Source organism: Acinetobacter sp. KAM396, from assembly GCF_021602765.1.
In the GTDB taxonomy this organism is placed as follows: Bacteria; Pseudomonadota; Gammaproteobacteria; order Pseudomonadales; family Moraxellaceae; genus Acinetobacter; species Acinetobacter towneri_A.
Genome location: NZ_BPPH01000002.1, coordinates 199364 through 222139 on the forward strand (window position 1 = coordinate 199364; position 22776 = coordinate 222139).

Here is a 22776-nt window from a genome sequence, read left to right on the forward strand (position 1 = left end):
CAAGTACTTGAGTAAGATAGGAATCCAAAGCATTTTAGCGGAGACAGCAATGCAAATTTTTTACGATAAAGACTGCGACTTATCTATCATTCAATCTAAGAAAGTAGCGATCATTGGTTACGGTTCACAAGGTCACGCGCACGCGCTTAACCTGAAAGATTCTGGTGTAGACGTCACTGTAGGTTTACGTGCTGGTTCTGCTTCATGGAAAAAAGCTGAAAATTCGGGTCTTAAAGTTTCTGAAGTTCCTGCTGCTGTTGCTCAAGCTGACTTAGTTATGATTTTGACTCCAGATGAGTTCCAATCACAACTTTATCGTGACGTGATTGAGCCAAACATCAAGCAAGGCGCAACTTTAGCATTTGCTCACGGTTTCTCTGTACTTTATAACCAAGTTGTCCCACGTGCGGACTTAGACGTCATCATGGTTGCACCTAAAGCACCTGGTCACACTGTACGTTCTGAATTCCAACGTGGTTCAGGTGTTCCTGATCTTATCGCGATTCATCAAGATGCTTCTGGTAATGCACGTAACGTTGCGCTTTCTTACGCTTCAGGTGTGGGTGGTGGTCGTACAGGTATCATCGAAACTTCTTTCCGTGAAGAAACAGAAACAGACCTTTTTGGTGAGCAAGCAGTTCTGTGTGGCGGTGCTGTTGAATTGGTTAAAATGGGCTTCGAAACTCTTGTTGAAGCGGGTTATGCACCAGAAATGGCTTACTTCGAATGCTTACACGAGCTTAAATTGATCGTTGATTTGATGTTCGAAGGCGGTATCGCTGACATGAACTATTCAGTATCTAACAATGCTGAATATGGCGAGTATGTAACAGGTACTGAAGTAATTAATGAACAATCACGTGAAGCAATGCGTAATGCACTTAAACGTATTCAATCTGGTGAATATGCGAAGATGTTCATCCAAGAAGGTGCGTTGAACTACCCATCAATGACAGCTCGTCGTCGTCAAAATGCGGCGCATGGTATCGAAGTTACGGGTAACAAATTACGTGCAATGATGCCTTGGATTCAAGCGAACAAGATCGTAGACAAAGAAAAGAACTAAGGTTGCGTTACGTGCCTTAAAAAATGGGAAAGCAGTGCTTTCCCATTTTTTCGTACTTTGGATTCAAGCGAACAAGATTGTAGACAAAGATAAAAACTAAGTTTTAGTTTAATCTTTAAAAAAACCTTATTTGATATAAGGTTTTTTGCGTATGAAGTAAATATTGCTACGTGCCTTGCGCTTCATTTAAAGCAGTGTTTTGAATTCCTTGCGCTTCGCTCAGAACAATGTTTTCGCTCCTTGTGCTTCATTCACAGTAGGGTTTTGGGTCCTTATGCATTATTCTAATCATCCATTCCAAATACATCACGTGTATAAACCTTATTTTGTACATCTTGCAACAATGAACATTTACGGTTACAGACAATTAAATCGGCACGTTGTTTAAACTCGGATAAATCATGAATGATTTTAGAGTTGAGAAATTTTTTCTGCTGTAGCCCCGGTTCATAAATAATTACTTTAATCCCGTAGGCTTTGAGATATTGCATTACGCCTTGTATTGCCGAGGCGCGAAAATTGTCTGAACCGCTTTTCATGGTAAGTCTATAAATTCCGACTACTTTGGGTTCACGCTTACGAATGGATTCTGCAATAAATTCTTGGCGGGTTTGGTTGGCGTCTACTACTGCTTTAATCAAATTACTCGGAACTTGTGCGTAATTTGCGAGCAGTTGTTTGGTGTCTTTAGGGAGGCAGTATCCGCCATAACCAAAGGATGGATTGTTGTAAAACTGACCAATACGTGAGTCTAAACATACACCATCAATAATTTGTCGCGTATCTAGATTATAAATTTGAGCATAAGTGTCCAATTCATTGAAGTAGGCGACACGCATGGCCAAGAAGGTGTTAGCAAATAACTTGATGGCTTCGGCTTCAGTGGAGTCTGTAAAAAGGACAGAACAGTCCTTTTTGATAGCACCTTCTATAAGCATATTGGCGAATTGTTTTGCACGTTCGGATTTTTCACCTACGATAATCCGTGATGGGTAGAGATTGTCATGTAGGGCTTTGCCTTCACGTAAGAATTCAGGCGAAAAAATAATATTTCCAGTGTGATATTTTTTCTTAATCTGCTGGGTAAAGCCTACAGGTACAGTGGATTTGATCACCATGGTTGCCAAAGGATTAATAGCCAATACATCCTGAATGACTGCTTCAACACTTTGCGTATTGAAGTAATTGGTATCTGGGTCGTAGTCAGTAGGCGTAGCGATAATCACAAAATCTGCATGCTGATAGGCATCGACTTTGCAATGTGTGGCTTGAAAATTTAATTCTGATTTTGTTAAAAACTCAGAAATTTCAGGATCACGAATAGGAGATATTTTTTGATTAAGTAATTTAACTTTTTCTTCTAAGAGATCATAAGCCACGACCTGATGATGTTGAGCAAAAATCATGGCATTAGATAAACCGACGTAACCTGTACCTGCAATCGCAATTTTCATATTTAATATAGATTTTTGTAGATTTTATATGCCTTTAATGTGGTTAAAAATTATTCAAGCTCGATGACGGTTTGGTGAAGTTTATATTTCTATGAAAGATTTGCGTTAAACTGTGCAGAAATGAAAAGCAAGCATCTCAGTTATGCCGTGTTAATGGTATGATATTGAAATTGCACGGGTGGATAATGGATGCATGAACATGAATCAAAATGACCTAAAGGCTCAGGTAGATAATTTGACTGAGCAGAATGTTGTGATCTGTATGAAATGGGGCACAAAATACGGGTCTGAGTATGTGAATCGTCTTTATAATATGGTGAAGCGACATACCACAGTCGATTTTAAAATGGTGTGTTTGACGGATCGTACTGAAGGTATTGATTCAAATGTAGAGTGTTTCCCAATTCCACCACTTGCATTGCCTGAGGGTGCACCTGAACGTGGTTGGAACAAGCTTTCAACCTTTGAGCCAGATTTATATGGTTTAACAGGTAATGCCCTGTTTTTAGACCTAGATGTGGTGATTGTTGATAATATTGATGGTTTTTTTACCCATCCAGGTGATTTTTTGATTATTCATGACTGGAAGCGTCCGTGGCGTATTACGGGTAACAGTTCAGTATATCGTTTTAAGTTAGGTGCATTTCCTGGTTTATTGCCATATTTTCGTGAACATTTTGATGAAATTCGCCAAAAGTTCCGTAATGAGCAAGCATATTTATCTTGGTATGTGGATCAAGAGAAAAAGTTAACTTACTGGCCAGACAGTTGGTGCAAAAGTTATAAATATCATTGTTTGCAAAAAATTCCGATGGCTTATTTTAAGCCACCTGTAAAGCCAGATGGTGTAAAAATTATTATCTTTCATGGTGAAATTAACCCGCCTGATGCAATTCATGGTGGTGGGGGTAAGTGGTATCGTTATGTATTACCATCGGATTGGATCAAGGATGCTTGGCAGTAAATCTGTATTTATGGAAGGTTTTGATTTATGAATCAGGGTTTGCATCCGCTTGATATCGTCATCGCATGGGTCGATGGGAATGATATCTCTCTGAAAAATAAACGCCGTCAATTTATGAATCAAAACGAACCATCAAATGCTTTGGATGATACTCGTTTTGCAAGTAACGATGAAATCTATTTCTGCATCGCCTCAATTCTTAAGTATGTTCCATATGCAGGCACGATTTATGTCGTGACGGATCAGCAAACACCTTTGTGGTTAGACCAATTTTCCCAGCAAGGTTTATGTCCTGTTGGAAAAATAAAAATCGTTGATCATCTAGAATTATTTCGTGGATATGAGTTTGCTTTACCGACATTCAATTCATTAAGTATTGAAAGTATGTTGTGGAATATTAAAGGGATTTCAAATCATTTTATTTATCTGAATGATGATTTCTTTTTCAATCAACAGTCTGATTTAAGTGATTTTCTTATTGATGGTCAGATGGTGATATATGGACATTGGCAAGCAACACTCATCAAGAAAATGAAATATATTTTCCGAAAATTCTTACAGCAGAATTTTGGAATGGTAGCTGAAGCGAAATATTCAACGGCTCAAATGCTGAGTGCAGATCGTGTGGGAATGACTAGATATTACGAAATTCATCATCGCCCTCATATTCTCAGTCGTGATTTGCTCAGTACTTACTTTAAGAATAATAAAGAGCTTTTAGAGCAGCAAATTCAGTTCAAATTTAGGAACATTGATCAACTGTTACCAGTGGGATTGTCTAATCATTTAGCAATTCAATCTGATCAAGCCATTTTAAAAGATGATATTGATATTGCTTATTTAAAAGATGGTCGTGATTTGGAAAAATTTATATTAGCTTTATCTAATTCTGAGATTAAATTTGGCTGTATACAAAGTCTAGATCAATTGGAATCATTAGCTGAAGGACGCATCCGAGCCGCACTGATTCAAAAATTTACAGGGTTTTTACCCAGCCAAATTCAACCGACTACTGTGGTCTAAACGAAGGAAAGCAAATGAAAGTTGTGACTTATCTTATTAATTTAGACGGCAGTGATCAACGTTTAGCAAGTGCGACAGCTCAGCTCAATCAAGCGGGATGGGATTTTAGCCGATTCTCTGCTTATGATGGGCGAGGTAAAGCCTTATCTGAATTTGAAAACTACGATGATCTTGCTGCTCAGAAAATATTAGGGCGTAGTTTAATGAATTCTGAGTTGGGTTGTTATCTAAGTCACTACGGTTGTGCTGAAAAATTTCTAGAAACGGATGCCGATTATTTAGTTGTCTTAGAAGATGACATTGAAGTGTTGCCTAACTTTAAACAGAAGCTTGAATCTTTAATAAGTTATTTAGATCAACATAAAGAGTTGGATTGGTATACCGTCAATATTGCTGCTAAAAAGAAAAAATTAGCAAAAGACATTGTTGAGTTTGATCATTATACCTTGTGGCATGCATATTATTTCCCAATACGTGGTGTAGGCTTGGTTTGGTCTCGAAAAGGAGCTGAACAGTTTGTACAACTGGGTAAAATCATGACCGTTCCAGTCGATATTTTCTTCCAAAGTTGGTTAAGTAAAACAGGAAAAGGGCTTGGCGTTTGGCAGCCATTTGTGCAGCCAGCAGGTCTGGATAGTGATATTTTAGGTACTGTTGCTGCTCAAGGTATCAAACGGAAGCAACTTGAGAATCGAAGTGCTTCTCATGGATTTAAGAAACAGAAGCGTATGTGGCGTGATCGCTTTTATGCAATTAAACATTTAATGTCTTGAGTCCTAGTTATAGACTGTAATAAATAATTTTCTTTATTTTGTTGAGTACATTTTATGAAGTTTTTTAAGAAGCTCTTCTATCTTTTGAAATTTTATACAATGTATTCAAACCAAAAAAGAGAAATCAATGAGTCAATAGATAACTACGCGGACCTGATCGTTCTCAATCCTGGTCAGAAAAATGCAGTTATTCCCAAAATTATCTGGATGTATTGGGAAGGCTCACTCCCTGAGTTTGTGCAGAAGTGCGTTGATAATATAAAAAAGAACAATCCAAACTATGTTGTAAACTTTCTAACACCTAATAATGTCAAAGAGTTTTGTGATATTGATTATGGTCGTTTAAAGCATGCGACACCACAACAGAAAGCTGATCTCATTCGATTTGAATTAATTTATCAACACGGTGGGATATGGTTAGATGCCAGTACAATTGTTTATGAAAATCTAGATTGGATTGAAAGGTTAGTTACTCAACATCAAACTAACAGTTTTGCCTATTATCGAAAGAAAAATACGACTTGCCCAGACTTTCCTGTTTTAGAGAATTGGTTATTGGCAAGTTCTGCCAAAAATATGTTTTTTAAGTCTTGGTTTGAGGAGTTATTAAAAGCTATAGAATTAACACCAAAGGTTTATATTCAGCAGATTAAAGAAAATAACGAAAATTATCAGGACTATTTTCAAGAGATAGGCCGTTTAGAATATTTGGTTGCTTATGTTGCCTGCCAAAAAATTATGCGTACAACTTTACCGAGTATGACCTTGATTAACTGTGATCGGAATGCTTTTTTCTATCAAGTAAATAATAAATGGATGAAAGAAAAAGTGTTGATTGATCTTGCCCTCAATTATCCGCCAGTTGAAAAGCCTAAGCTGATCAAACTGGCAGGAAAAGAAAGGGGAATATTAAGTCGTTATTACAGTAAAAAAATGTATTTTAACGACTCGTTTATTGATATCTAATCACTACTTTTTAGCAATAAAGTTTTCTAATACTTTAAATTTTGGTCGTGTTTCAAAGTATTGTTCAGATGCTAATGACCCAACAATTGAGATATGACGTCCATCAAATGAATACGGTGTGTTTTTGGTTGCCATATGATCTGATTTAAATAGATCTGCTTGGCTTAACAAGAGTGTATTCGGATGTTCTGAAACGATTTTATTAATCACACTCGTTGCATATTTTTGCTTTGTAGCGAGTGGATTGTTCATATACTCATTTAGATTAAAGTCTCGCTCTAACCATATTGCACGTTTGAAAATTGAGCTGATGTTTTGATCAAAAGTATATGGTTCAGACATTACAATCACTTTCTTATTATTCATTTGTGCAACTTTGAGTAGCTCACTAAATGAATTCTGCTGATTTTGACGAACAATATCAGTCCAACGACCAGCAAAAATAAGAACGTCATACTTAGCTATATGATTCTTCAGATAGTTTCGGTTGATTAAGCACTGCTGATAAGCGGTAGATGACTTGTCACCTGTAAATTCTTTATCAAGACTTGGATAGCACCAATTCGTACTGATCGTATGGATGTTCAAGTTTAGCTTTTTGCCTAGATGATCCCAAAATGGAATATTGTGACCTGCAAATGAATCTCCAAACAAAAGAGCTGATTTAGCATTTGTTGAGTTAGATGCTATATGACATTTTAATCCATTTTCTCCAACAGTCAGACTATGATCATCTTTAATGTTATAGAAACACCAACCATTCGAGACCATAGGCATCTGTATTTTCTCAATACGCTTTAGGTATTCTGCATCGGCTCGATTTTCTAACCCATCCTTACCTAGAAACTTATAAAATGGATAGAGAATCGCAATACTTAAGATAAAAAGTAGATAAACATACTTTTTATTGATTTTATTCAGATGAATACGACAGGGTTCAATATGTTTGTAACTCAACCATCCTAAAATAAAAGATAATAAAAGAGCAAAACTGATATTGATAATATTTTTTGGAATTAGGAAATAGCTCAATAAAAATGAGATCGGCCAATGCCACAAATAAATAGAATATGAAGCACTGCCTAAACTCTGTATAAACTTGGGTTTCGTTAGTATAGAGTTTTGACGGTTGGCGATTAGAATTAAAACTGTACCCAAAACAGGAAGGGATGCAGCATAACCAGGCCAAGGCGTATCTTTGGTTAAAAAAATCAAGCTTAGCGCTAAAAGTCCAAAACCTGTATATTCAATAATTTTTTGCTTAATCGATGATAAAGAATATTGGTTAAAATAAAAGTACACCAGTCCACCTGCAATTAACTCCCATGCACGTGTTGAGAGTTTAAAGAAAGCATATATCGGATTTTCTGGTGTAAGTTTTACAGACAACAAAAATGAGCAAGAAAATAATATTAGAAGTAATATGCCTATATATTTAGTTTGTTTTGTAAGCTTTTTAAATGTGTACAAAATGATGGGAAAAAGGATGTAGAACTGCCATTCAACAGCTAAAGACCAGGTATGCAGTAATGCTTTATCATGTGAACTAGTTGCAAAATAGTCTCCTGATTGTTCATAGAAGAGATTATTTGATAAGAAAGTGAGACTGTATCTCGCATCTTTAGCAAAGTTTTTTAGATCTTCTGGGATAAACACAAATAGCCCCAAAGCCGTTAAAACTAAGACTAAGAATAATAGTGCGGGATAAATACGAATAATTCGAGATAAGTAAAAATCAACAAAAGAAAAATTATTGTGTTCAAGCTTTTCCACAATGATTTTTGTCATCAGATAGCCTGATATCACGAAGAAAACATCAACGCCCAAGTACCCAGCAGAGAAACCGAATACATTGAAATGGAAAAGAACAACAAAAACTACAGCATATGCTCGAAGTCCATTAATATCAGTTCTAAATTGATGATTATTCATATATTTGGGATGACTACAGAAAGACTTGAGCGTTCACATAAGGATGGAAGGAAATTACAGGTGAATTGTAAGTTCTACTCACCACTTTGTGTCAATAGAGTATTTTGTAATTGTTCAGGAGGTATTTTTTCAAAAGCTTTTACTGCACTGTTCTGAGATAAATTATAGACATTTATTTGCTGAGATTTTAGAAAGCGGGCAGCGGCATCGAATGCAGGCAATGTTACATCTAAATACTGATTCAACATAGTGGGTTGTTTATTTTCTTTATTTTCATAGAATCTGGGTTGGGAAAAATTATTCATATCCAAACCTGCAATATAAATGTCTTTATATTTCAAATGATAAGTGATTTGAAGTGCAACATAAGCCACTGTAAAATAGTCAAAAACAGCATTAAAAATGTGACTAGAAAACCCTAAGCGGTCATAGATATGAAAATAATTTGGAGTTTCAGTCACGCGTATCCGCTCACCTAAAAATCGCTCAATTTCACCTTCAGTTATAGGCTCAACAACTTTAATGTCGCAAAGAATATTTTCTAATTTTATTTTTCTTAAAATCAGGTCTAAACAACGTGGTGTTGTAAATAGTGTACAAAAGGAAGTTTTAAGTACATTTTCAATTAGATCAAAACGATTGTTGGTGAAATTGTGATCAATGATCACATAATATTTAAATTTGACACCACTTAAGGCAATTGCACCATTTACACCAATATAATCAATATCCGATCGCTGTAAATATGACGTTTCTAGTTGATGCACAGATGGACCTGTTGCAATTAGCATACATTTTCGATTGGGACTAAAATTTAATTGGGAATTATCGACAATAAGTTGTTTTTTAAAATAAATTTTTTGCAAATCACCATCGGGACTACGTTCTACTTGATAGTATGGCCAATAGCGACGATTGTGTTTATATGATTTTGGATGACTATACTTGTAAATAAATTTATACAGATTTCTAAGGATATAATTTGAAAAAAAACGTTGGGCTGAGATTATTGGTTGAGACATAAAGATCAAATTCTATGTAAGAAAATATGAAACAGGATACAACGTAGCCTGCTACCAATTTTAGTCATCTAAAGTAAAATTAGGTTTTTTACTAAACTTTGATTTTATGGCTTTGATGCTAGCTGTAAGCCAAGTTGTCCCTTTGACAGGGCGTGTAACTTTATTGCCTTGATAATTGATTTGAGTCGCTTTTTGAAATGGACCATAAGCTTTTACTAAATAGTCTTCAGGTTTATAACCATTATCCAATGCTTCTTGATAATATTGATCAAATAACTCAACTAAGTCTTGTCTTGGATGAGGCATGATTTTTCCATCAAACCAATGTTTTTGATTGTTTTTTTCTAGGCGCGGTAACGAGTATTTATGGCTAAACTGAGTACCCATGTCGGAGTAATGTAGAATTTTGATGTCTTCTATTTTTAAGCCTTCACCATCAATACAGTTATATGAATTATTGTAGTTTTGGACTAAATGAGGTTGGTCTTTGATTAGTTGCATTAACTTCTTGTGACCATCTGGATCCGATTGCAACGTTTTAAGTGAAGGTAAATATTGTTTAGCTTTTTTACAATCCCAAACACAAGTACATAAACGAGCTGAACTTTTGCCACCTTTGGCGATGACGATTGCATCATCTTTCATCGGATGCGACCATAACTCTGCGATATCACATAAAACGATGACATCAGCATCCATATAGATCGAACGCCCTTCAAAGTTGGATGATTCAGGAATTGCCCAACGGAAACCAGAAAATGGGGTTGCCCATTTCTCAGTATGCCATCCTTCATGCGTTTCTTGATTGGTATACCACGGACTAGTAGGATCATGGCTCAACTGCATCCATGTAATTTCAATTGGGTGCTGTGTATTTTTACGGATGCTATAATCAAGCACCATCATTTGTTCTAAATCACAGTTATTTGGATCACAGCCAACAAAAATTTTAATTGTTTCTTTGGGCATTCTGATTCTCGTCACGCAGAAGATAGCAAGCAGTTTGATAAGTATAATCTGAAAGCAAATAATATAAAACCTTTGTTAAAATGAATTCAAATAATGTCTAGTTTAATTTTATAGAAAATTGTTATTATTGAATTTAAGAATAAATTTAGCCTTAGTTTATGAGAAATTTTGTTATTAGTTTGTCTAGCGCGACTCTTCGACGAGCGCATATAAGTTCGGAGTTTGCTAAAGAAAAGGTCGATTTCGAGTTTTTTGATGCAATTACCCCTGTGACATTACAAGCAACTTCATCTGCAATAGGCTTAGTAACTAAGCAAACTGATTTACATCAGAATGAAGTTGCTTGTCTATTGAGTCATGTGGTGTTGTGGAAAAAAGCAGTAGATGAACAGTTAGACTATATTGCTATTTTTGAAGATGATATTTATTTGGGTAAACAGGCTGTTTCGTTTCTTACCAATGTTGCGTGGATACCATCTTTCTGCGGCATCATTAAATTAGAAACCTTAAATAAAAAGATTCAACTTCCTAAGATGCAATCAATTATTCCTTTGCATTTGAATAGAAAACTCATGTTATTGGGCGAGCCACATATGGGTGCAGGTGGTTATATACTTTCATTAAATGTCGCGAAGGAATTATTGGAGTATGTATTGCGAAGTCCAAAACTAATACCAATTGATCATATTCTTTTTAGAGAATTCCCTGAGTCCTCAGGCGAAAAGATTTTTCAATTGTCCCCAGCAATATGTATTCAAGATGTGATTTTAACCAAAGGCAAGACAAACTTTCCAAGTTCACTTGAAAACGTGAGAAATGCGCGAAAGGGTGAGGATAAAAGTAAGAAGAAATTAACTTTATTGGGCAAAATGAAACGTGAAATGAGTCGTTTAATCTTGCAAGTTCATGTATTTTTCCAAGAAAGAATTCAATCTATCAAGGGTAAGGCTTTGATTAAAATAAAATTTAAGTAATACGGCGGCGGTTATGAGTGATGAACAGACTTCTGAGTCGATTATTTGCTTAGTTAAATTTAGGAAGGAATGATTATTATTGAGATGATGGTTGGTAGTAATTTTCAAAATTAGGATTTCCCTTAAACCGCTTATATCCCCACATATATTCAGCAGGAAAGCGGTTGATCATTTGCTCTACCGCTTTATTTAATGCAGTTGTCGCAACTTCTATATCTCGATCATAAAGTTCAGGATCATTGAGATCATCACAGTAGACCTCAAAACCTTCACCATCCTCTCTACGGAAACAACTTAATCCCACTAAGCGGCATTGAGTTTTTTGTGCCATTTTGCTGGCTAAAGTACTGGTTAAGCAGGGAATTCCAAAAAAAGGAACCACGACACCACCAGAGGGTTGAGGGACATGATCAGGCAAAATCACGCTGAATCCACCTTGCTTTAGGTTTTTAAACAGTGCTTTTACCCCATTGGCATCAGTAGGAACCAGTGTTGCATTGAGCCGCTGGCGGGCATGTAAGGCAAAGGCATTAAAACCACTATCTTTCATGGGTTTATACATAATAGTCGGGGTGCCATATTGGTTTACCCACGCATTCATCATTTCCCATGTACCCAGATGTGGAGTAATAATCAGTGCACCTTTCGGGTCTTTTAGCGCATTCGTCAGGACTTCTAAGTTATGCACAGTATGGATTTGCTGGATACTCCATTCGGGAGGCATAGCCCAGCATTTTCCAGACTCAATATAACTGAGACATTGTTTGGTGACGCTTTCCCGTGCCAATTGTTCTTTTTGTTCTAGGTTGAGTTCTGGATAGGCGAGAGCAATATTGACGCGGGTTTTCCACAGCATACTTTTACTAGGATTTTGATTGATAAAGTAGGCTGCCACTTTTGCGATACTACGCAAAAATGTTAAAGGTAGAATACGTAGTAGGGTAATGTAAAACGACATGACCATCAGTCTTGCTTATCGGTATTGCCCTTGAGCACCATATAAATCAGCCCCACAAAAATCACAAAAGCACCACCAATACTACTTAAGCTAAAGTATAAAATACGGTCATTAGTGTCTAAGGCAAATAGGTTATTGGCTAGAATGTAACGCATGAATAACCATTGAGCGACAGCAAATACAATTAGCATAATGCCACGATTACGAACTGCAGGACGCATAGCCATAGTAACGCTCAACTAAAAATTCAAAACGAAGCGCTATTATGCCACTAGCTTGGCTTTATCTCAATTCATAAAAAAACCCTGCATTTGCAGGGTTTTTCTTAGAGTTTCAAAAATTATTCTTGAGATTCTGCTTTTGGTTTTTCACGTAAGCGAATACCCAAGTCACGCAATTGAGTGGCTTCAACTGGTGCAGGTGCTTGAGTCAATGGACATTCAGCTGTCTTAGTTTTCGGGAAGGCAATTACATCACGAATAGACGATGCGCCTGTCATCAACATCACCAAACGGTCTAAACCAAATGCCAAACCACCGTGCGGAGGCGCACCGTATTTCAACGCATTCAGTAAGAAGCTGAATTTCTCTTCGGCTTCTTCTTCTTCAATACCTAAAGCTTCAAAAATCGCTTTTTGCATTTCTAAAGTATAAATACGCAGTGAACCACCACCAATTTCAGTACCGTTCAATACCATGTCATACGCGACAGATAAAGCTTCACCTGGGTTGCTCTTCACATCTTCAACGCTTGATTTTGGCAAAGTGAATGGGTGATGCACAGAGGTCCATTTACCATCATCAGTTTCTTCAAACATTGGGAAATCAACCACCCAAAGCGGTGCCCATTCGCAGGTTGCAAGGTTCAAATCGTGACCGATTTTGACACGAAGTGCGCCCATCGCATCGTTTACCACTTTGGCTTTATCTGCACCAAAGAATACGATGTCGCCATTTTCAGCGCCTACACGTTTTAATAAATCAAGCACGATTGGCTCAATAAATTTCACGATTGGAGATTGTAAACCTTCGATGCCTTTTTCAAGTTCATTGACTTTAATATACGCCAAACCTTTTGCACCGTATATGCCAACAAATTTAGTGTATTCATCAATTGCACTACGTGGCAATGAACCCGCGCCAGGAACACGAAGCGCAACAATACGACCTTTCGGATCTTTCGCTGGGCCAGCAAACACTTTGAACTCAACGTCTTGCATTAAGTCTGCTACGTCTACCAATTTCAGTGGAATACGCAAGTCTGGCTTATCAGACGCATAATCACGCATCGCTTCCGAATATGGCATACGTTGGAATTTGTCGAATTTCACGCCTAGAAGCTCATCGAACATCTTCACGGTCATGCCTTCCATCAAATCCATAATGTCATCGTCACTCATGAACGATGTTTCAATGTCGATTTGAGTAAATTCTGGCTGACGGTCTGCACGTAAATCTTCGTCACGGAAACATTTAGCGATTTGGTAATAACGGTCAATACCGCCCACCATCAACAATTGTTTAAATAATTGTGGAGATTGTGGCAGCGCATAGAAGCTACCATTAGATACACGGCTTGGCACTAAATAGTCACGTGCACCTTCAGGCGTTGCACGTGTCAAAATTGGTGTTTCAACATCCAAGAAACCATGATCATCTAAATAGTTACGAATCAGGTTGGTGACTTTTGAACGGAAACGTAAGCGATCTAACATTTCTGGACGACGGATGTCCAAGAAACGGTATTTCAAACGAATTTCTTCTGAAATGTTGGTATTTTCATCGTTTAATGGGAACGGAGGCGTTTCAGATGCTGCAAGAACTTCAATTTCCTTGCCTAAAACTTCAATTTGTCCACTGACCATATTGGCATTTTCTGTGCCTGCATAGCGACGACGTACACGACCTGTGATTTTTAATACAAATTCTGAACGTGCTTTATCTGCAGTTGCAAATGCTTCTGGGGTATCTGGGTCAATTACGACTTGCACAAGACCATCACGGTCACGCATGTCTAGGAAAATTACACCACCGTGGTCACGACGACGGTGTACCCAGCCACACAGGGTCACGGTTTGATCAATTTGAGCTTCGGTTAAAGAACCGCAATAATGAGTTCGCATCATAGCGTTAAAAATCCAACTATATGGGTTAAGGAAGCGAATACGTAAACAGCGCACCGCCTTTAGCAAAGGTAGGATTATGCCTCTTTGGGCATGTGGCGACAAGAACTTGCCGCAAAAACAGTGGGTTTTTAGCGGGAATCTGCTTGAAACTGAAGAATGTCGGCAGATGAAAGCGAAAGTAGAGCGATAGAGTTTTTATTCCATCCGCCTTTGAAAATCTAAAATCAGAAATAGCAGGCAGCCCAAACTCAATATAAGTAACGTACCTTGGCTAAACTCATTGATGGCACGTCCCATAAAGTAATACAGTTCGGCTTGCCAAGTCGCATCGGGGATATAACGCGCATAATCCCAAAGTGAAAAACCACCACATACAATCGACAAGAGAATGAGAGCGATGGCATAAACGCGAATTTTTTTGCTTACAGAACTGACCTGCCGATGCTTGCGATAATAATGCAGGCTCATGCATAACAAAAAAGGCAGCGCCAAAATAGAACTGCCAATTTGCAGTATGCGATGCATCGGATAAATACCTGTGCCTAACTGTACCGATTGCGCTAAAAAATCCTGAAAGGCAAAACTACGAAAGTCGTGATGGGTTAAACCATCCCAAATTAAATGGGTGGCATTGCCAATCAGTAAGGCGAGAATCAAGCCACCAACAAACCCAAGTGCAGATTTTATTGTGTTTAGATTTAAAGGGTGATGCACGCCCACAAAGCGATACAATGCAGGGCGATAAAGCAAATACCACAGTGCACAAAAGACAAGACCCAATAATAAATTCGGATACAGCAATGCCGACCATAAATGTGGAGTGGGATCGTGACGCAAAGTAAACAGGCGGTGTAAATCTGGCAACATCGTGCCTATAGCGAGTGCAGCGATGGGCAGACGTTGTCCTGAAAGCTTGGCGAGTGGTGGGGCAAGTACCGCATGTGAGAGCGTAAAGGGCATACCAATTCAAAGTAAAGAATATAAAAAATCAAAATAAATTGTGCTGAATAGCTTAATTGAGAATACAGAATAACAATGTTTTTTATTGCAATGTTAATGAAATGTTATATTATAACATTAATTATTTTTACTAATTTGAGCATGGGTCATGTCGTTCCATAAAAATTTAATAACAGTTTCCATTTTTTCAGTGCTGACACCTGCAGCATTCGCCAATACTGAAAGCAGTAGCACACAACTGGCAACCATTCAGTTACAAGCACATCCTTTGGTGCAAACTGCTGCAGACTTTGCAGTGGCAGATCATGTGATTGATCAAAAAACGTTGGCAGAGCGCAGTACCACCATTGGTGATGCGATGGCAGATGAGCTAGGTGTATATTCCAATCAATATGGCTCAGGTTCTAGCCGCCCTGTCATTCGTGGACAAGATGGCCCACGGGTTAAAGTGCTGCAACATGCTTCAGAAACTGCCGATGTGTCTATGCTTTCACCAGACCATGCTATCACTGTAGATCCGATTTTAGCCAAACAAGTTGAAATTATTCGTGGCCCATCAACATTACTTTATGGTGCAGGAACGGTTGGTGGCTTAGTTAATGTGACTGATCAAAAGATTCCAACTCAAATGCCAAATAATGGTTTAGAAGGACAGGTAGGTTTACGTTACAACACGGGTAGCGATGAAAAGTTGGCGAGTGCGGGGGTAACTGCAGCACTCAGTGATCAATTTGCGCTGCGTATTGAAGGTTCAAAACGTAAAGCCAATGATTACATCACGCCAAATTATTGGGTAGAACATCATGATGATGAAGCAGGGCATGAAGATCATGATCATGATGATGAAGGCACACATTTAGATAAAGCACGCCGTGTAGACAATACCTTTGCTGAAGGGCAAACCGTGAATATTGGTGGATCATGGATTCATGATCGTGGTTTTGTAGGTGTGTCTTACAGTAACCGTCAAGACAAATATGGATTGCCAGGGCATAGCCATGAATATCATGATTGCCATCCCCATGGAAATAAATTGCATTGCGGAAGTCATGACCCTGCACCACAACCAGATCCACATGACGAACACGAACATGCACATGGTGGCCCGTGGATTGATTTGGAATCACACCGTTATGATTTACGTACTGAGTTTGATCAACCCTTTGCAGGTTTTGATAAACTTCGTGCGCACGCCAGCTTTACCGATTATGAACATGATGAATTAGAAGAAAATAAAGTTATCAGTAACTTTAGAAGTAAAGGCTACGATGCTCGATTAGAGTTGGTTCATCAACCTATTGCGGGTTGGGAAGGGGTGTTTGGTACACAGTATAGTCAGCAAAAAATTGATTTAACTGGACAAGTAGAACAACACGGCGATCATTCTCACGAAACCGTACCTATGCCTGATACCAAAACTCAAAAATATAGTTTATTCGGTTTAGAGCATAAACAATTTGGCGATGTGCATGTTGAACTCGGTGCACGGGTTGAACATCAAAAAATTGATGTCGATGCTCAGAAAAAAGATTATTCAGATACAGGTGTATCTGCTTCTGCCGCAGCCAACTGGCAGTTTGCACCGAACTATAAACTATCCCTTACAGGTTCACATCAGCAGCGTTTACCGTTGGCACAAGAGCTTTATGCAAATGGCATCCACTTTGCAACAAACACTTATGAGCGTGGCAATGCAAATTTAGATGTGGAAAAGTCGAATAATTTAGAACTTGGTTTGCACTATGAAGCTGACAAACTGGATTATTCGTTGCATGTCTATCATAACTGGTTTGATAACTATATTTATGGTGCAACTACTGACCATAAGGAAACTTTCCGTTTAATTGATTATCAACAAGACAAAGCCAAATTCTACGGTACAGAAGCTAAGTTAGGGTATCAGATTAGCCCTGATTATAAACTCAGTGTGTTTGGTGATTATGTGCGTGGTGAAATTGACAATCAAAATGCACCACGTGTACCTGCAGGGCGTTTGGGGACTAAAGTGGATGCCAATTTTGCCGATGGTTGGTCGGGTATGGCGGAATATTATCGTGTCTTTAAACAAGACAAGGTTGCTTATTTAGAGCAAGAAACAGCAGGCTATAATATGGTCAATGTTGGTGTGGCTTATGCAGGCAATTATGCCAACAAACAAGATTACCGTGTGTATTTTAAAGCTAACAACTTGCTCGATGATGAAGTGTATTCACATGCCTCATTCTTGTCGAATATTCCACAAGTGGGTCGTAACTTTACAGTAGGCGTGGAATTTGGCTTCTAAAATTCAATTTGCTTTGAGCAGGATGTCTGCGTGAAAACACAGAAATCCTCTTGAAAATCCAAACAATTAAACCTAGTCTGAGCGCATCGGACTAGGTTTTTTGTTATGCGTATCTTTCAGCGAATTCATCAAAAATTGAATTGGTCGCCTCGGGCGTATGTGGGACTTATTATAAGTTTTCTGGCTTTAGGTTATTTGGCGTCTGCGACCTACCACAGCTTAAAACCATTGCCTGAAGGGCTGAATTACACTGGAAAGTTACGTCATGCGCCTATTAAATTTATTGCCGATCAGACCTATATTGATGCGCAAGGCGTTCAGCAACAACAGCATCAAATTTTTAATGAAATTTTAGGACTGATTGATGCAGCACAAAGCACGATTGTATTGGATATGTTCTTATTTAACTCTGAAGTGGGAACATCTAAACAGCAGCATCAGCCACTGACACAGCAACTCACCGATGCTTTAATTCATAAACGTCAGCTGCAGCCAAATATTGAAATTAAAGTCATTACTGATCCCATTAATTCGGTATATGGTGGCATCGCACCTGAGCATTATCGCCAATTGCGTCAGGCGGGTATTGATGTGATTGAAACAGATTTAACCCCGCTGCGCGCATCGAATCCGCTGTGGTCGGGGTTTTGGTATCTCTGCTGTCAGGGCATTCCAAATAATGCCGAAAAGGGCTGGCTGCCAAGTCCTTTCGGCAAAGATAAAATTACCTTGCGCAGTTATTTTAGCTTGCTTAATTTTAAAGCCAATCACCGTAAAACCATGGTGGTCGATACCGCCGAAGGCTGGAAAGCATTGGTCACGTCGTTTAATCCACATGATGGCAGTTCACGTCATTCCAACAGCGCGTTATTGGTGACGGGCAATACTGCAGTAGATGTATTGAAAACAGAACAAGCCGTCGCGCGGATGTCGCAGGGCAATCTGTCTGGGGTGATTGTGGGGGAGTTTGAGGCAGATTCGTCTTATCCTCAAGTGCAAGTCATCACTGAACAAGCCATTTTAGAGGCCAGTTTGACACTGATTCGGCAGACCAAAGCGCAAGAACATCTTGATTTGGCGATGTTCTATTTATCGGAGCGACAAATCATCAAGTCACTGATTGCTGCACAACAACGTGGCGTACAAGTGCGAGTATTACTGGACCCGAATAAAGATGCTTTTGGACGTGAAAAAAATGGCATTCCAAATCGACAAGTGGCAGCAGAATTGCATGCTGCAGGGGTGAAGGTACGTTGGTGTAATACCCAAGGTGAGCAATGCCACAATAAAATGCTGATAAAATCGAATGCCACACAGGCCGAATTGATTTTAGGTTCTGCCAATTTCACGGCACGTAATTTAAAAAACTATAATTTAGAAAGCAACTTGCGTGTGGTCGGACAGGTGCAAGACCCTGTATTTCAGGATGCTCAACACTATTTTAATACCGCATGGTCAAACCTTGAGGGCAAAAATATGAGTGTGGATTATGCGGTGTATGCCGATGAGTCGAAGTGGAAATATGCGCTGTATCGCTTTATGGAATGGAGTGGTTTATCGACCTTTTGATTTTTAAATTCTATGCCTTGAACTCAAAAATCCCTCTTGTTGTAAGAGGGATTTTTTTGAGCCGAATATTACTTTACAGGATTTGGCGGCACCATTTCATCCAAATCTTTATCACTCATTTGATCTAACTCGGCAATATCGGTTTTGATTTTCCATTGTGCTTCATCATCCACAGGATTGGGTAAACGCGCTTCTAACCAATCACAAACCACATCTGGGCTAAATTCTGGATGGTTACATTGAATTACCCACGATAAAAAATCTTTGGCTTCACCATTCATATACGGTGGCGGTGAAACAGGTAAGAATTGAGTCGGCAAGCGTTCATTTCTGGAAATATAATTCAGCACATGTCCCAATTCCTGCACAGTTTGCCATGCCAATGGATGTTCTACATCAATTTGAAATTTGAACCACCATGCATGCTGACCGTCTGAACCATAAGCGTCTACACGGGCTTGCTGTACACTTGGAACTTTGCAGAAAAACTGATGAAGGCGGTCAAAATTTAATTCAGGCACGAGGTTTCATCCAATTTCAAAAAAAATGTATCTTAGCATAGGGGCTGGAGATATTTCATAAATGGCGAGCCATGTCGGTGAAATCTGCGGAGACGAAAGTTTAAAATTGCTGATTTTTTATTCATTGTTTATCCTTAATTGGAGCTTAGAATAAAAATATGAAAATAGGAGTGCTAGATATGAAAGTGGCGATTTTAACTGCATTGAGTGGCATGCTATTTTTAGGTGTGTCGATGCAGAGCTTGGCCGAAACCAATCGTTGGGCAGGTTATACAGGCGTCAATACACAGCGTGATCAGCATCGTCCTTATTCGCCACAGCATCGTCCTGCTTATCCGCAGCATCGACCTTATCATTCACAGCAACCCTATCCCTATTCACCACATTATCCATACCATCAAGGACCTGTGCCGCAGTGGGGGCAGCCCACGATTCGTAGTGGCATCAATATCCAATATAATGCGCCAAGTACTGTGCAATATAACCACCAAAGTTACAGTTGGGTAAATGGTGAGCCGAGTAGCGCACATATTGAAAGTTCGACCTATCGTGTGGTGACCGACTGGCAGCACTTGGGTTTACCCGCTCCGCCACGAGGTATGTACTGGATTTTTGAACATGGGCGTTATGTGTTGGTGGCAAATCGTTGAGAAAAAAGTGAAATCATAGAGATCAATGCTTCTAGATATTGAGTATCTAGAAGCATTTTTTGACCTATTTTAGATTTTTACGCCAATTCATCATCTTCTGGGCGAGGGGTTTTGCCTTGTGCTAAAGGCTTTTCACTGTGCTTGTCTCGAATAACGGAAGGGTAATGCCAAGATGCAAAACGCACCACTAAAATTGCAGCGGCTAAAATTAAAATTGAACCAGTAATAATCACTAAATCGAGATCAGCTTTATGGTCGTGTTGAATATCTGAAATTAGCAAACGGGTTAGTGCGGTAATGGCAATATAAATTAAAAAACGTACAGGCATGTGATTGGTTTTAAAATAAATACCAACCATTGCTCCTAGTTCTAAATAGATAAAAAGCAATAAGATGTCATCAATAGTGGCATATTGTTTGATGGTGAAAATATCAATTACCGTATGTCCAGCAGACCAAATGACCATACAGCCAATGATAAAGAGCGCAAGATAATGAAAACTTTCTACTGCCCAATTGCCATATTTGTCTAATAGGCTTTCAACTGCTTTAATATTTTTATCTATTTTTGAACGACGTACTGCCATTTTCACCTCCTGTTTGAGTATGGATATTCAGACTTCAACAAAGGTGATGCAAATTTCATGCACAAATTAGAATAGGGATATAAAATTTAGTATAAAAAAACGCCTGATGATTCAGGCGTTTTTGCGATACTGTATGAATTAAGACTGGTTGGTGAAGTAATCTTCACTGAAGTTCATTACCACTTCTGCGCCCGCTTTCACTTTGGTAATGCGTAAAGCTAGTTCTGGCAAAATACGTTGTACAAAGTACAGTGCTAATGACAATTTGTTTTGATAGAACTCACCCTCTTTTTGTTTAGCTGCATTGGCAATGCGCGCAAACATATATGAGAAGCTGAGCAAACCTACCGCATGTAAATAATCAACCGCTGCTGCGTTCGGGAAATCTACATTTTCTTTAGCTGCATTTAAAATGTATTGGGTCACAGATTCAACTTCAGTCGCTGCATCTAAAGTTGCATCTTTAATGAAGTTGAGGTCTGCATCTAAACCATTGGTGAAATCACGGATTTCTGCAATGTATTCTGCAATAAATTCGCCATTACATTTAATGGTTTTACGACCAATCAAGTCTTGCGATTGTACGCCGTTGGTGCCTTCATAAATTTGGGCGATACGTAAATCACGAACACATTGCTCCATACCCCATTCACGGATATAACCATGACCGCCGAAGACCATTTGTGAATCAATTACAGCGTTAAATGCAGTATCGGTTAAGTAGGCTTTGGCAATTGGAGTTAACAATGCAACACGGTCATTGGCTTTTTTCACAGCTTCTGCATCGGTAGAGAATTTAGTGATATCCAATTGTTGACCCACATATACCGCAAATGCACGCGAAGCTTCATTATTGGCACGCGCATTAAGTAACATACGACGTACATCGCCATGTACCAAAATGCTGTCTGCAGCTTTGTTTGGTGATTTTACACCCGATGCACTACGACCTTGGATACGGTCAGTCGCATATTGTGCAGCATTTTGATAGGCAAATTCTGATGCGCCTAAACCTTGAATCCCCATTGATAAACGTTCATAGTTCATCATCACGAACATTGCTGCAAGACCTTCGTTTTCTTTACCAACGAGATAACCTTTTGCAGCATCAAAATTCATCACGCAAGTTGCAGATGCCTTGATCCCCATTTTGTGTTCGATTGAGCCTGGACCTACTGGGTTGCGTTCACCCAATGAACCATCTTCATTCACCAAGAATTTTGGCACGATGAATAAAGAAATACCGCGTGAACCTGCAGGAGCGTCTGGTGTTTTCGCTAAAACTAAGTGAATGATGTTTTCTGCGAGGTCGTGATCACCACCTGTAATGAAGATCTTAGTACCTGTAATGTTATAAGTACCATCTTCGTTGCGTTCAGCTTTAGTTTTAATAATCCCTAAATCTGTACCTGCATGCGGTTCAGTTAAGCACATGGTACCTGACCATTCGCCAGAGTAGATTTTAGGTAAATACGTTTCTTTCTGTTCTTGTGATGCATAACTGCTTAACGCCATGCCTGCACCGACAGACAGTAGTGGATACAATAAGAATGATGGGTTGGTGGCAAAGAGCATTTCATCTGACAATACTGTCAGCATTTTTGGCATGCCTTGACCGCCCCATTCTTCATCTGCGCCTAAACCAATCCAGCCGCCTTCGGCATATTGTTTAAATGCTTCTTTAAATCCAGCAGGTGTGGTGACTTCGCCATTGTTATAGGTCGCGCCTTCTTCATCACCGCTACGGTTAATAGGCAACGTCACATTTTGGGCAAATTTTGCCATTTCTTCCAAAATTGCTTCAGCCGTTGCAGCATCAAGGTGAGCGAGGTTTTCATTGTTTTGCCAGAATTGTTCTGCATTGAATACATCATTTAAGATGAATTTCATATCGGCAAGTGGGGCATTATAAATTGGCATGTGAGTTCACCTGTTTATTGTTTGAATCTTGATTCGTTGAGTTCAGTGTAATCTACAAT

20 protein-coding genes are annotated in these 22776 nt (G+C 38.8%); 9 read left to right on the forward strand and 11 right to left on the reverse strand.

Annotated features, from left to right (window positions below):
* The first annotated feature begins 49 nt into the window (after positions 1 to 49).
* Positions 50 to 1066, forward strand: a complete 1017-nt coding sequence (gene ilvC, locus L6C30_RS02375; RefSeq protein ID WP_004974988.1) for a ketol-acid reductoisomerase — start codon at positions 50 to 52, stop codon at positions 1064 to 1066.
* A gap of 284 nt (positions 1067 to 1350) precedes the next feature.
* Here the strand turns inward: ilvC and L6C30_RS02380 are convergent, their stop codons facing one another.
* Complete coding sequence (locus tag L6C30_RS02380; protein WP_236162590.1) at positions 1351 to 2520, reverse strand: nucleotide sugar dehydrogenase; 1170 nt, start codon at positions 2518 to 2520, stop codon at positions 1351 to 1353.
* Between the two features lie 193 nt (positions 2521 to 2713).
* Here L6C30_RS02380 and L6C30_RS02385 point away from each other — a divergent pair, with 193 nt between their 5' ends.
* The 4 genes from L6C30_RS02385 to L6C30_RS02400 are packed head-to-tail and all read left to right on the forward strand — an operon-like array spanning position 2714 to position 6246.
* Positions 2714 to 3484, forward strand: a complete 771-nt coding sequence (locus tag L6C30_RS02385) for a glycosyltransferase (RefSeq protein WP_236162591.1) — start codon at positions 2714 to 2716, stop codon at positions 3482 to 3484.
* A gap of 27 nt (positions 3485 to 3511) precedes the next feature.
* Positions 3512 to 4507, forward strand: a complete 996-nt coding sequence (locus L6C30_RS02390; protein WP_008303438.1) for a Stealth CR1 domain-containing protein — start codon at positions 3512 to 3514, stop codon at positions 4505 to 4507.
* A 14-nt stretch (positions 4508 to 4521) separates the two neighbouring features.
* Positions 4522 to 5280, forward strand: coding sequence for a glycosyltransferase family 25 protein (locus L6C30_RS02395; protein WP_236162592.1), 759 nt, complete (start codon positions 4522 to 4524; stop codon positions 5278 to 5280).
* 54 nt (positions 5281 to 5334) lie between these two features.
* Positions 5335 to 6246 (forward strand): glycosyltransferase family 32 protein, encoded by a 912-nt coding sequence (locus L6C30_RS02400; protein ID WP_100834014.1) that lies wholly within the window; start codon positions 5335 to 5337, stop codon positions 6244 to 6246.
* A 3-nt stretch (positions 6247 to 6249) separates the two neighbouring features.
* Here L6C30_RS02400 and L6C30_RS02405 read toward each other — a convergent pair whose 3' ends face one another.
* From L6C30_RS02405 to L6C30_RS02415, 3 genes are all read right to left on the reverse strand, one after another.
* Positions 6250 to 8178, reverse strand: a complete 1929-nt coding sequence (locus tag L6C30_RS02405; RefSeq protein WP_236162593.1) for an acyltransferase family protein — start codon at positions 8176 to 8178, stop codon at positions 6250 to 6252.
* Between the two features lie 74 nt (positions 8179 to 8252).
* Complete coding sequence (locus L6C30_RS02410) at positions 8253 to 9200, reverse strand: hypothetical protein (protein WP_004697717.1); 948 nt, start codon at positions 9198 to 9200, stop codon at positions 8253 to 8255.
* Between the two features lie 60 nt (positions 9201 to 9260).
* Positions 9261 to 10169, reverse strand: a complete 909-nt coding sequence (locus L6C30_RS02415) for a glycosyl transferase (RefSeq protein ID WP_236162594.1) — start codon at positions 10167 to 10169, stop codon at positions 9261 to 9263.
* Between the two features lie 158 nt (positions 10170 to 10327).
* On the opposite strand from L6C30_RS02415, the gene L6C30_RS02420 reads away from it, so the two are divergent.
* Complete coding sequence (locus L6C30_RS02420) at positions 10328 to 11143, forward strand: glycosyltransferase family 25 protein (RefSeq protein ID WP_125280189.1); 816 nt, start codon at positions 10328 to 10330, stop codon at positions 11141 to 11143.
* Positions 11144 to 11219: 76 nt separating this feature from the next.
* Here L6C30_RS02420 and L6C30_RS02425 read toward each other — a convergent pair whose 3' ends face one another.
* The 4 genes from L6C30_RS02425 to L6C30_RS02440 form a co-directional block, all read right to left on the reverse strand.
* The gene (locus L6C30_RS02425) at positions 11220 to 12101 is read right to left on the reverse strand and encodes a lysophospholipid acyltransferase family protein (RefSeq protein ID WP_236162595.1); all 882 of its coding nucleotides are present in this window, start codon (positions 12099 to 12101) and stop codon (positions 11220 to 11222) included.
* A 5-nt stretch (positions 12102 to 12106) separates the two neighbouring features.
* On the reverse strand, positions 12107 to 12328 hold the full coding sequence (locus L6C30_RS02430) for a hypothetical protein (protein ID WP_166139008.1): 222 nt from the start codon (positions 12326 to 12328) through the stop codon (positions 12107 to 12109).
* Between the two features lie 113 nt (positions 12329 to 12441).
* Positions 12442 to 14226, reverse strand: coding sequence for an aspartate--tRNA ligase (gene aspS / locus L6C30_RS02435; RefSeq protein ID WP_004975017.1), 1785 nt, complete (start codon positions 14224 to 14226; stop codon positions 12442 to 12444).
* A gap of 195 nt (positions 14227 to 14421) precedes the next feature.
* A complete protein-coding gene (locus tag L6C30_RS02440) occupies positions 14422 to 15186 on the reverse strand; it encodes a DUF4184 family protein (protein ID WP_236162596.1) in 765 nt (254 codons plus the stop codon).
* Positions 15187 to 15334: 148 nt separating this feature from the next.
* Between L6C30_RS02440 and znuD the strand changes: the two genes are divergently transcribed.
* The gene (gene znuD / locus L6C30_RS02445) at positions 15335 to 17470 is read left to right on the forward strand and encodes a zinc piracy TonB-dependent receptor ZnuD (RefSeq protein WP_236162597.1); all 2136 of its coding nucleotides are present in this window, start codon (positions 15335 to 15337) and stop codon (positions 17468 to 17470) included.
* 105 nt (positions 17471 to 17575) lie between these two features.
* Positions 17576 to 19039, forward strand: coding sequence for a phospholipase D family protein (locus tag L6C30_RS02450; RefSeq protein WP_236162598.1), 1464 nt, complete (start codon positions 17576 to 17578; stop codon positions 19037 to 19039).
* A 68-nt stretch (positions 19040 to 19107) separates the two neighbouring features.
* Here the strand turns inward: L6C30_RS02450 and L6C30_RS02455 are convergent, their stop codons facing one another.
* Positions 19108 to 19560 carry a hypothetical protein gene (locus tag L6C30_RS02455; protein WP_236162599.1) on the reverse strand — a complete coding sequence of 151 codons (453 nt, stop codon included), beginning with the start codon at positions 19558 to 19560 and terminating at the stop codon, positions 19108 to 19110.
* Positions 19561 to 19739: 179 nt separating this feature from the next.
* Between L6C30_RS02455 and L6C30_RS02460 the strand changes: the two genes are divergently transcribed.
* Positions 19740 to 20210: an RcnB family protein gene (locus L6C30_RS02460; RefSeq protein WP_236162600.1), complete on the forward strand. Its 471-nt coding sequence runs from the start codon at positions 19740 to 19742 to the stop codon at positions 20208 to 20210.
* Between the two features lie 77 nt (positions 20211 to 20287).
* Here the strand turns inward: L6C30_RS02460 and L6C30_RS02465 are convergent, their stop codons facing one another.
* Both L6C30_RS02465 and L6C30_RS02470 read right to left on the reverse strand, forming a co-directional pair.
* Entirely contained in the window at positions 20288 to 20797 is a 510-nt protein-coding gene (locus L6C30_RS02465) for a phosphate-starvation-inducible protein PsiE (RefSeq protein ID WP_236162601.1), read from the reverse strand.
* 138 nt (positions 20798 to 20935) lie between these two features.
* On the reverse strand, positions 20936 to 22717 hold the full coding sequence (locus tag L6C30_RS02470; protein ID WP_236162602.1) for an acyl-CoA dehydrogenase C-terminal domain-containing protein: 1782 nt from the start codon (positions 22715 to 22717) through the stop codon (positions 20936 to 20938).
* Positions 22718 to 22776 lie beyond the last annotated feature (59 nt).

Coding starts and splice junctions, on each gene's coding strand:
- ilvC (WP_004974988.1), top strand. CDS start 50: ATGCAAATTTTTTACGATAAAGACTGCGACTTATCTATCATTCAATCT.
- L6C30_RS02380 (WP_236162590.1), bottom strand. CDS start 2,520: ATGAAAATTGCGATTGCAGGTACAGGTTACGTCGGTTTATCTAATGCC.
- L6C30_RS02385 (WP_236162591.1), top strand. CDS start 2,714: ATGAACATGAATCAAAATGACCTAAAGGCTCAGGTAGATAATTTGACT.
- L6C30_RS02390 (WP_008303438.1), top strand. CDS start 3,512: ATGAATCAGGGTTTGCATCCGCTTGATATCGTCATCGCATGGGTCGAT.
- L6C30_RS02395 (WP_236162592.1), top strand. CDS start 4,522: ATGAAAGTTGTGACTTATCTTATTAATTTAGACGGCAGTGATCAACGT.
- L6C30_RS02400 (WP_100834014.1), top strand. CDS start 5,335: ATGAAGTTTTTTAAGAAGCTCTTCTATCTTTTGAAATTTTATACAATG.
- L6C30_RS02405 (WP_236162593.1), bottom strand. CDS start 8,178: ATGAATAATCATCAATTTAGAACTGATATTAATGGACTTCGAGCATAT.
- L6C30_RS02410 (WP_004697717.1), bottom strand. CDS start 9,200: ATGTCTCAACCAATAATCTCAGCCCAACGTTTTTTTTCAAATTATATC.
- L6C30_RS02415 (WP_236162594.1), bottom strand. CDS start 10,169: ATGCCCAAAGAAACAATTAAAATTTTTGTTGGCTGTGATCCAAATAAC.
- L6C30_RS02420 (WP_125280189.1), top strand. CDS start 10,328: ATGAGAAATTTTGTTATTAGTTTGTCTAGCGCGACTCTTCGACGAGCG.
- L6C30_RS02425 (WP_236162595.1), bottom strand. CDS start 12,101: ATGTCGTTTTACATTACCCTACTACGTATTCTACCTTTAACATTTTTG.
- L6C30_RS02430 (WP_166139008.1), bottom strand. CDS start 12,328: ATGGCTATGCGTCCTGCAGTTCGTAATCGTGGCATTATGCTAATTGTA.
- aspS (WP_004975017.1), bottom strand. CDS start 14,226: ATGATGCGAACTCATTATTGCGGTTCTTTAACCGAAGCTCAAATTGAT.
- L6C30_RS02440 (WP_236162596.1), bottom strand. CDS start 15,186: ATGCCCTTTACGCTCTCACATGCGGTACTTGCCCCACCACTCGCCAAG.
- znuD (WP_236162597.1), top strand. CDS start 15,335: ATGTCGTTCCATAAAAATTTAATAACAGTTTCCATTTTTTCAGTGCTG.
- L6C30_RS02450 (WP_236162598.1), top strand. CDS start 17,576: ATGCGTATCTTTCAGCGAATTCATCAAAAATTGAATTGGTCGCCTCGG.
- L6C30_RS02460 (WP_236162600.1), top strand. CDS start 19,740: ATGAAAGTGGCGATTTTAACTGCATTGAGTGGCATGCTATTTTTAGGT.
- L6C30_RS02465 (WP_236162601.1), bottom strand. CDS start 20,797: ATGGCAGTACGTCGTTCAAAAATAGATAAAAATATTAAAGCAGTTGAA.
- L6C30_RS02470 (WP_236162602.1), bottom strand. CDS start 22,717: ATGCCAATTTATAATGCCCCACTTGCCGATATGAAATTCATCTTAAAT.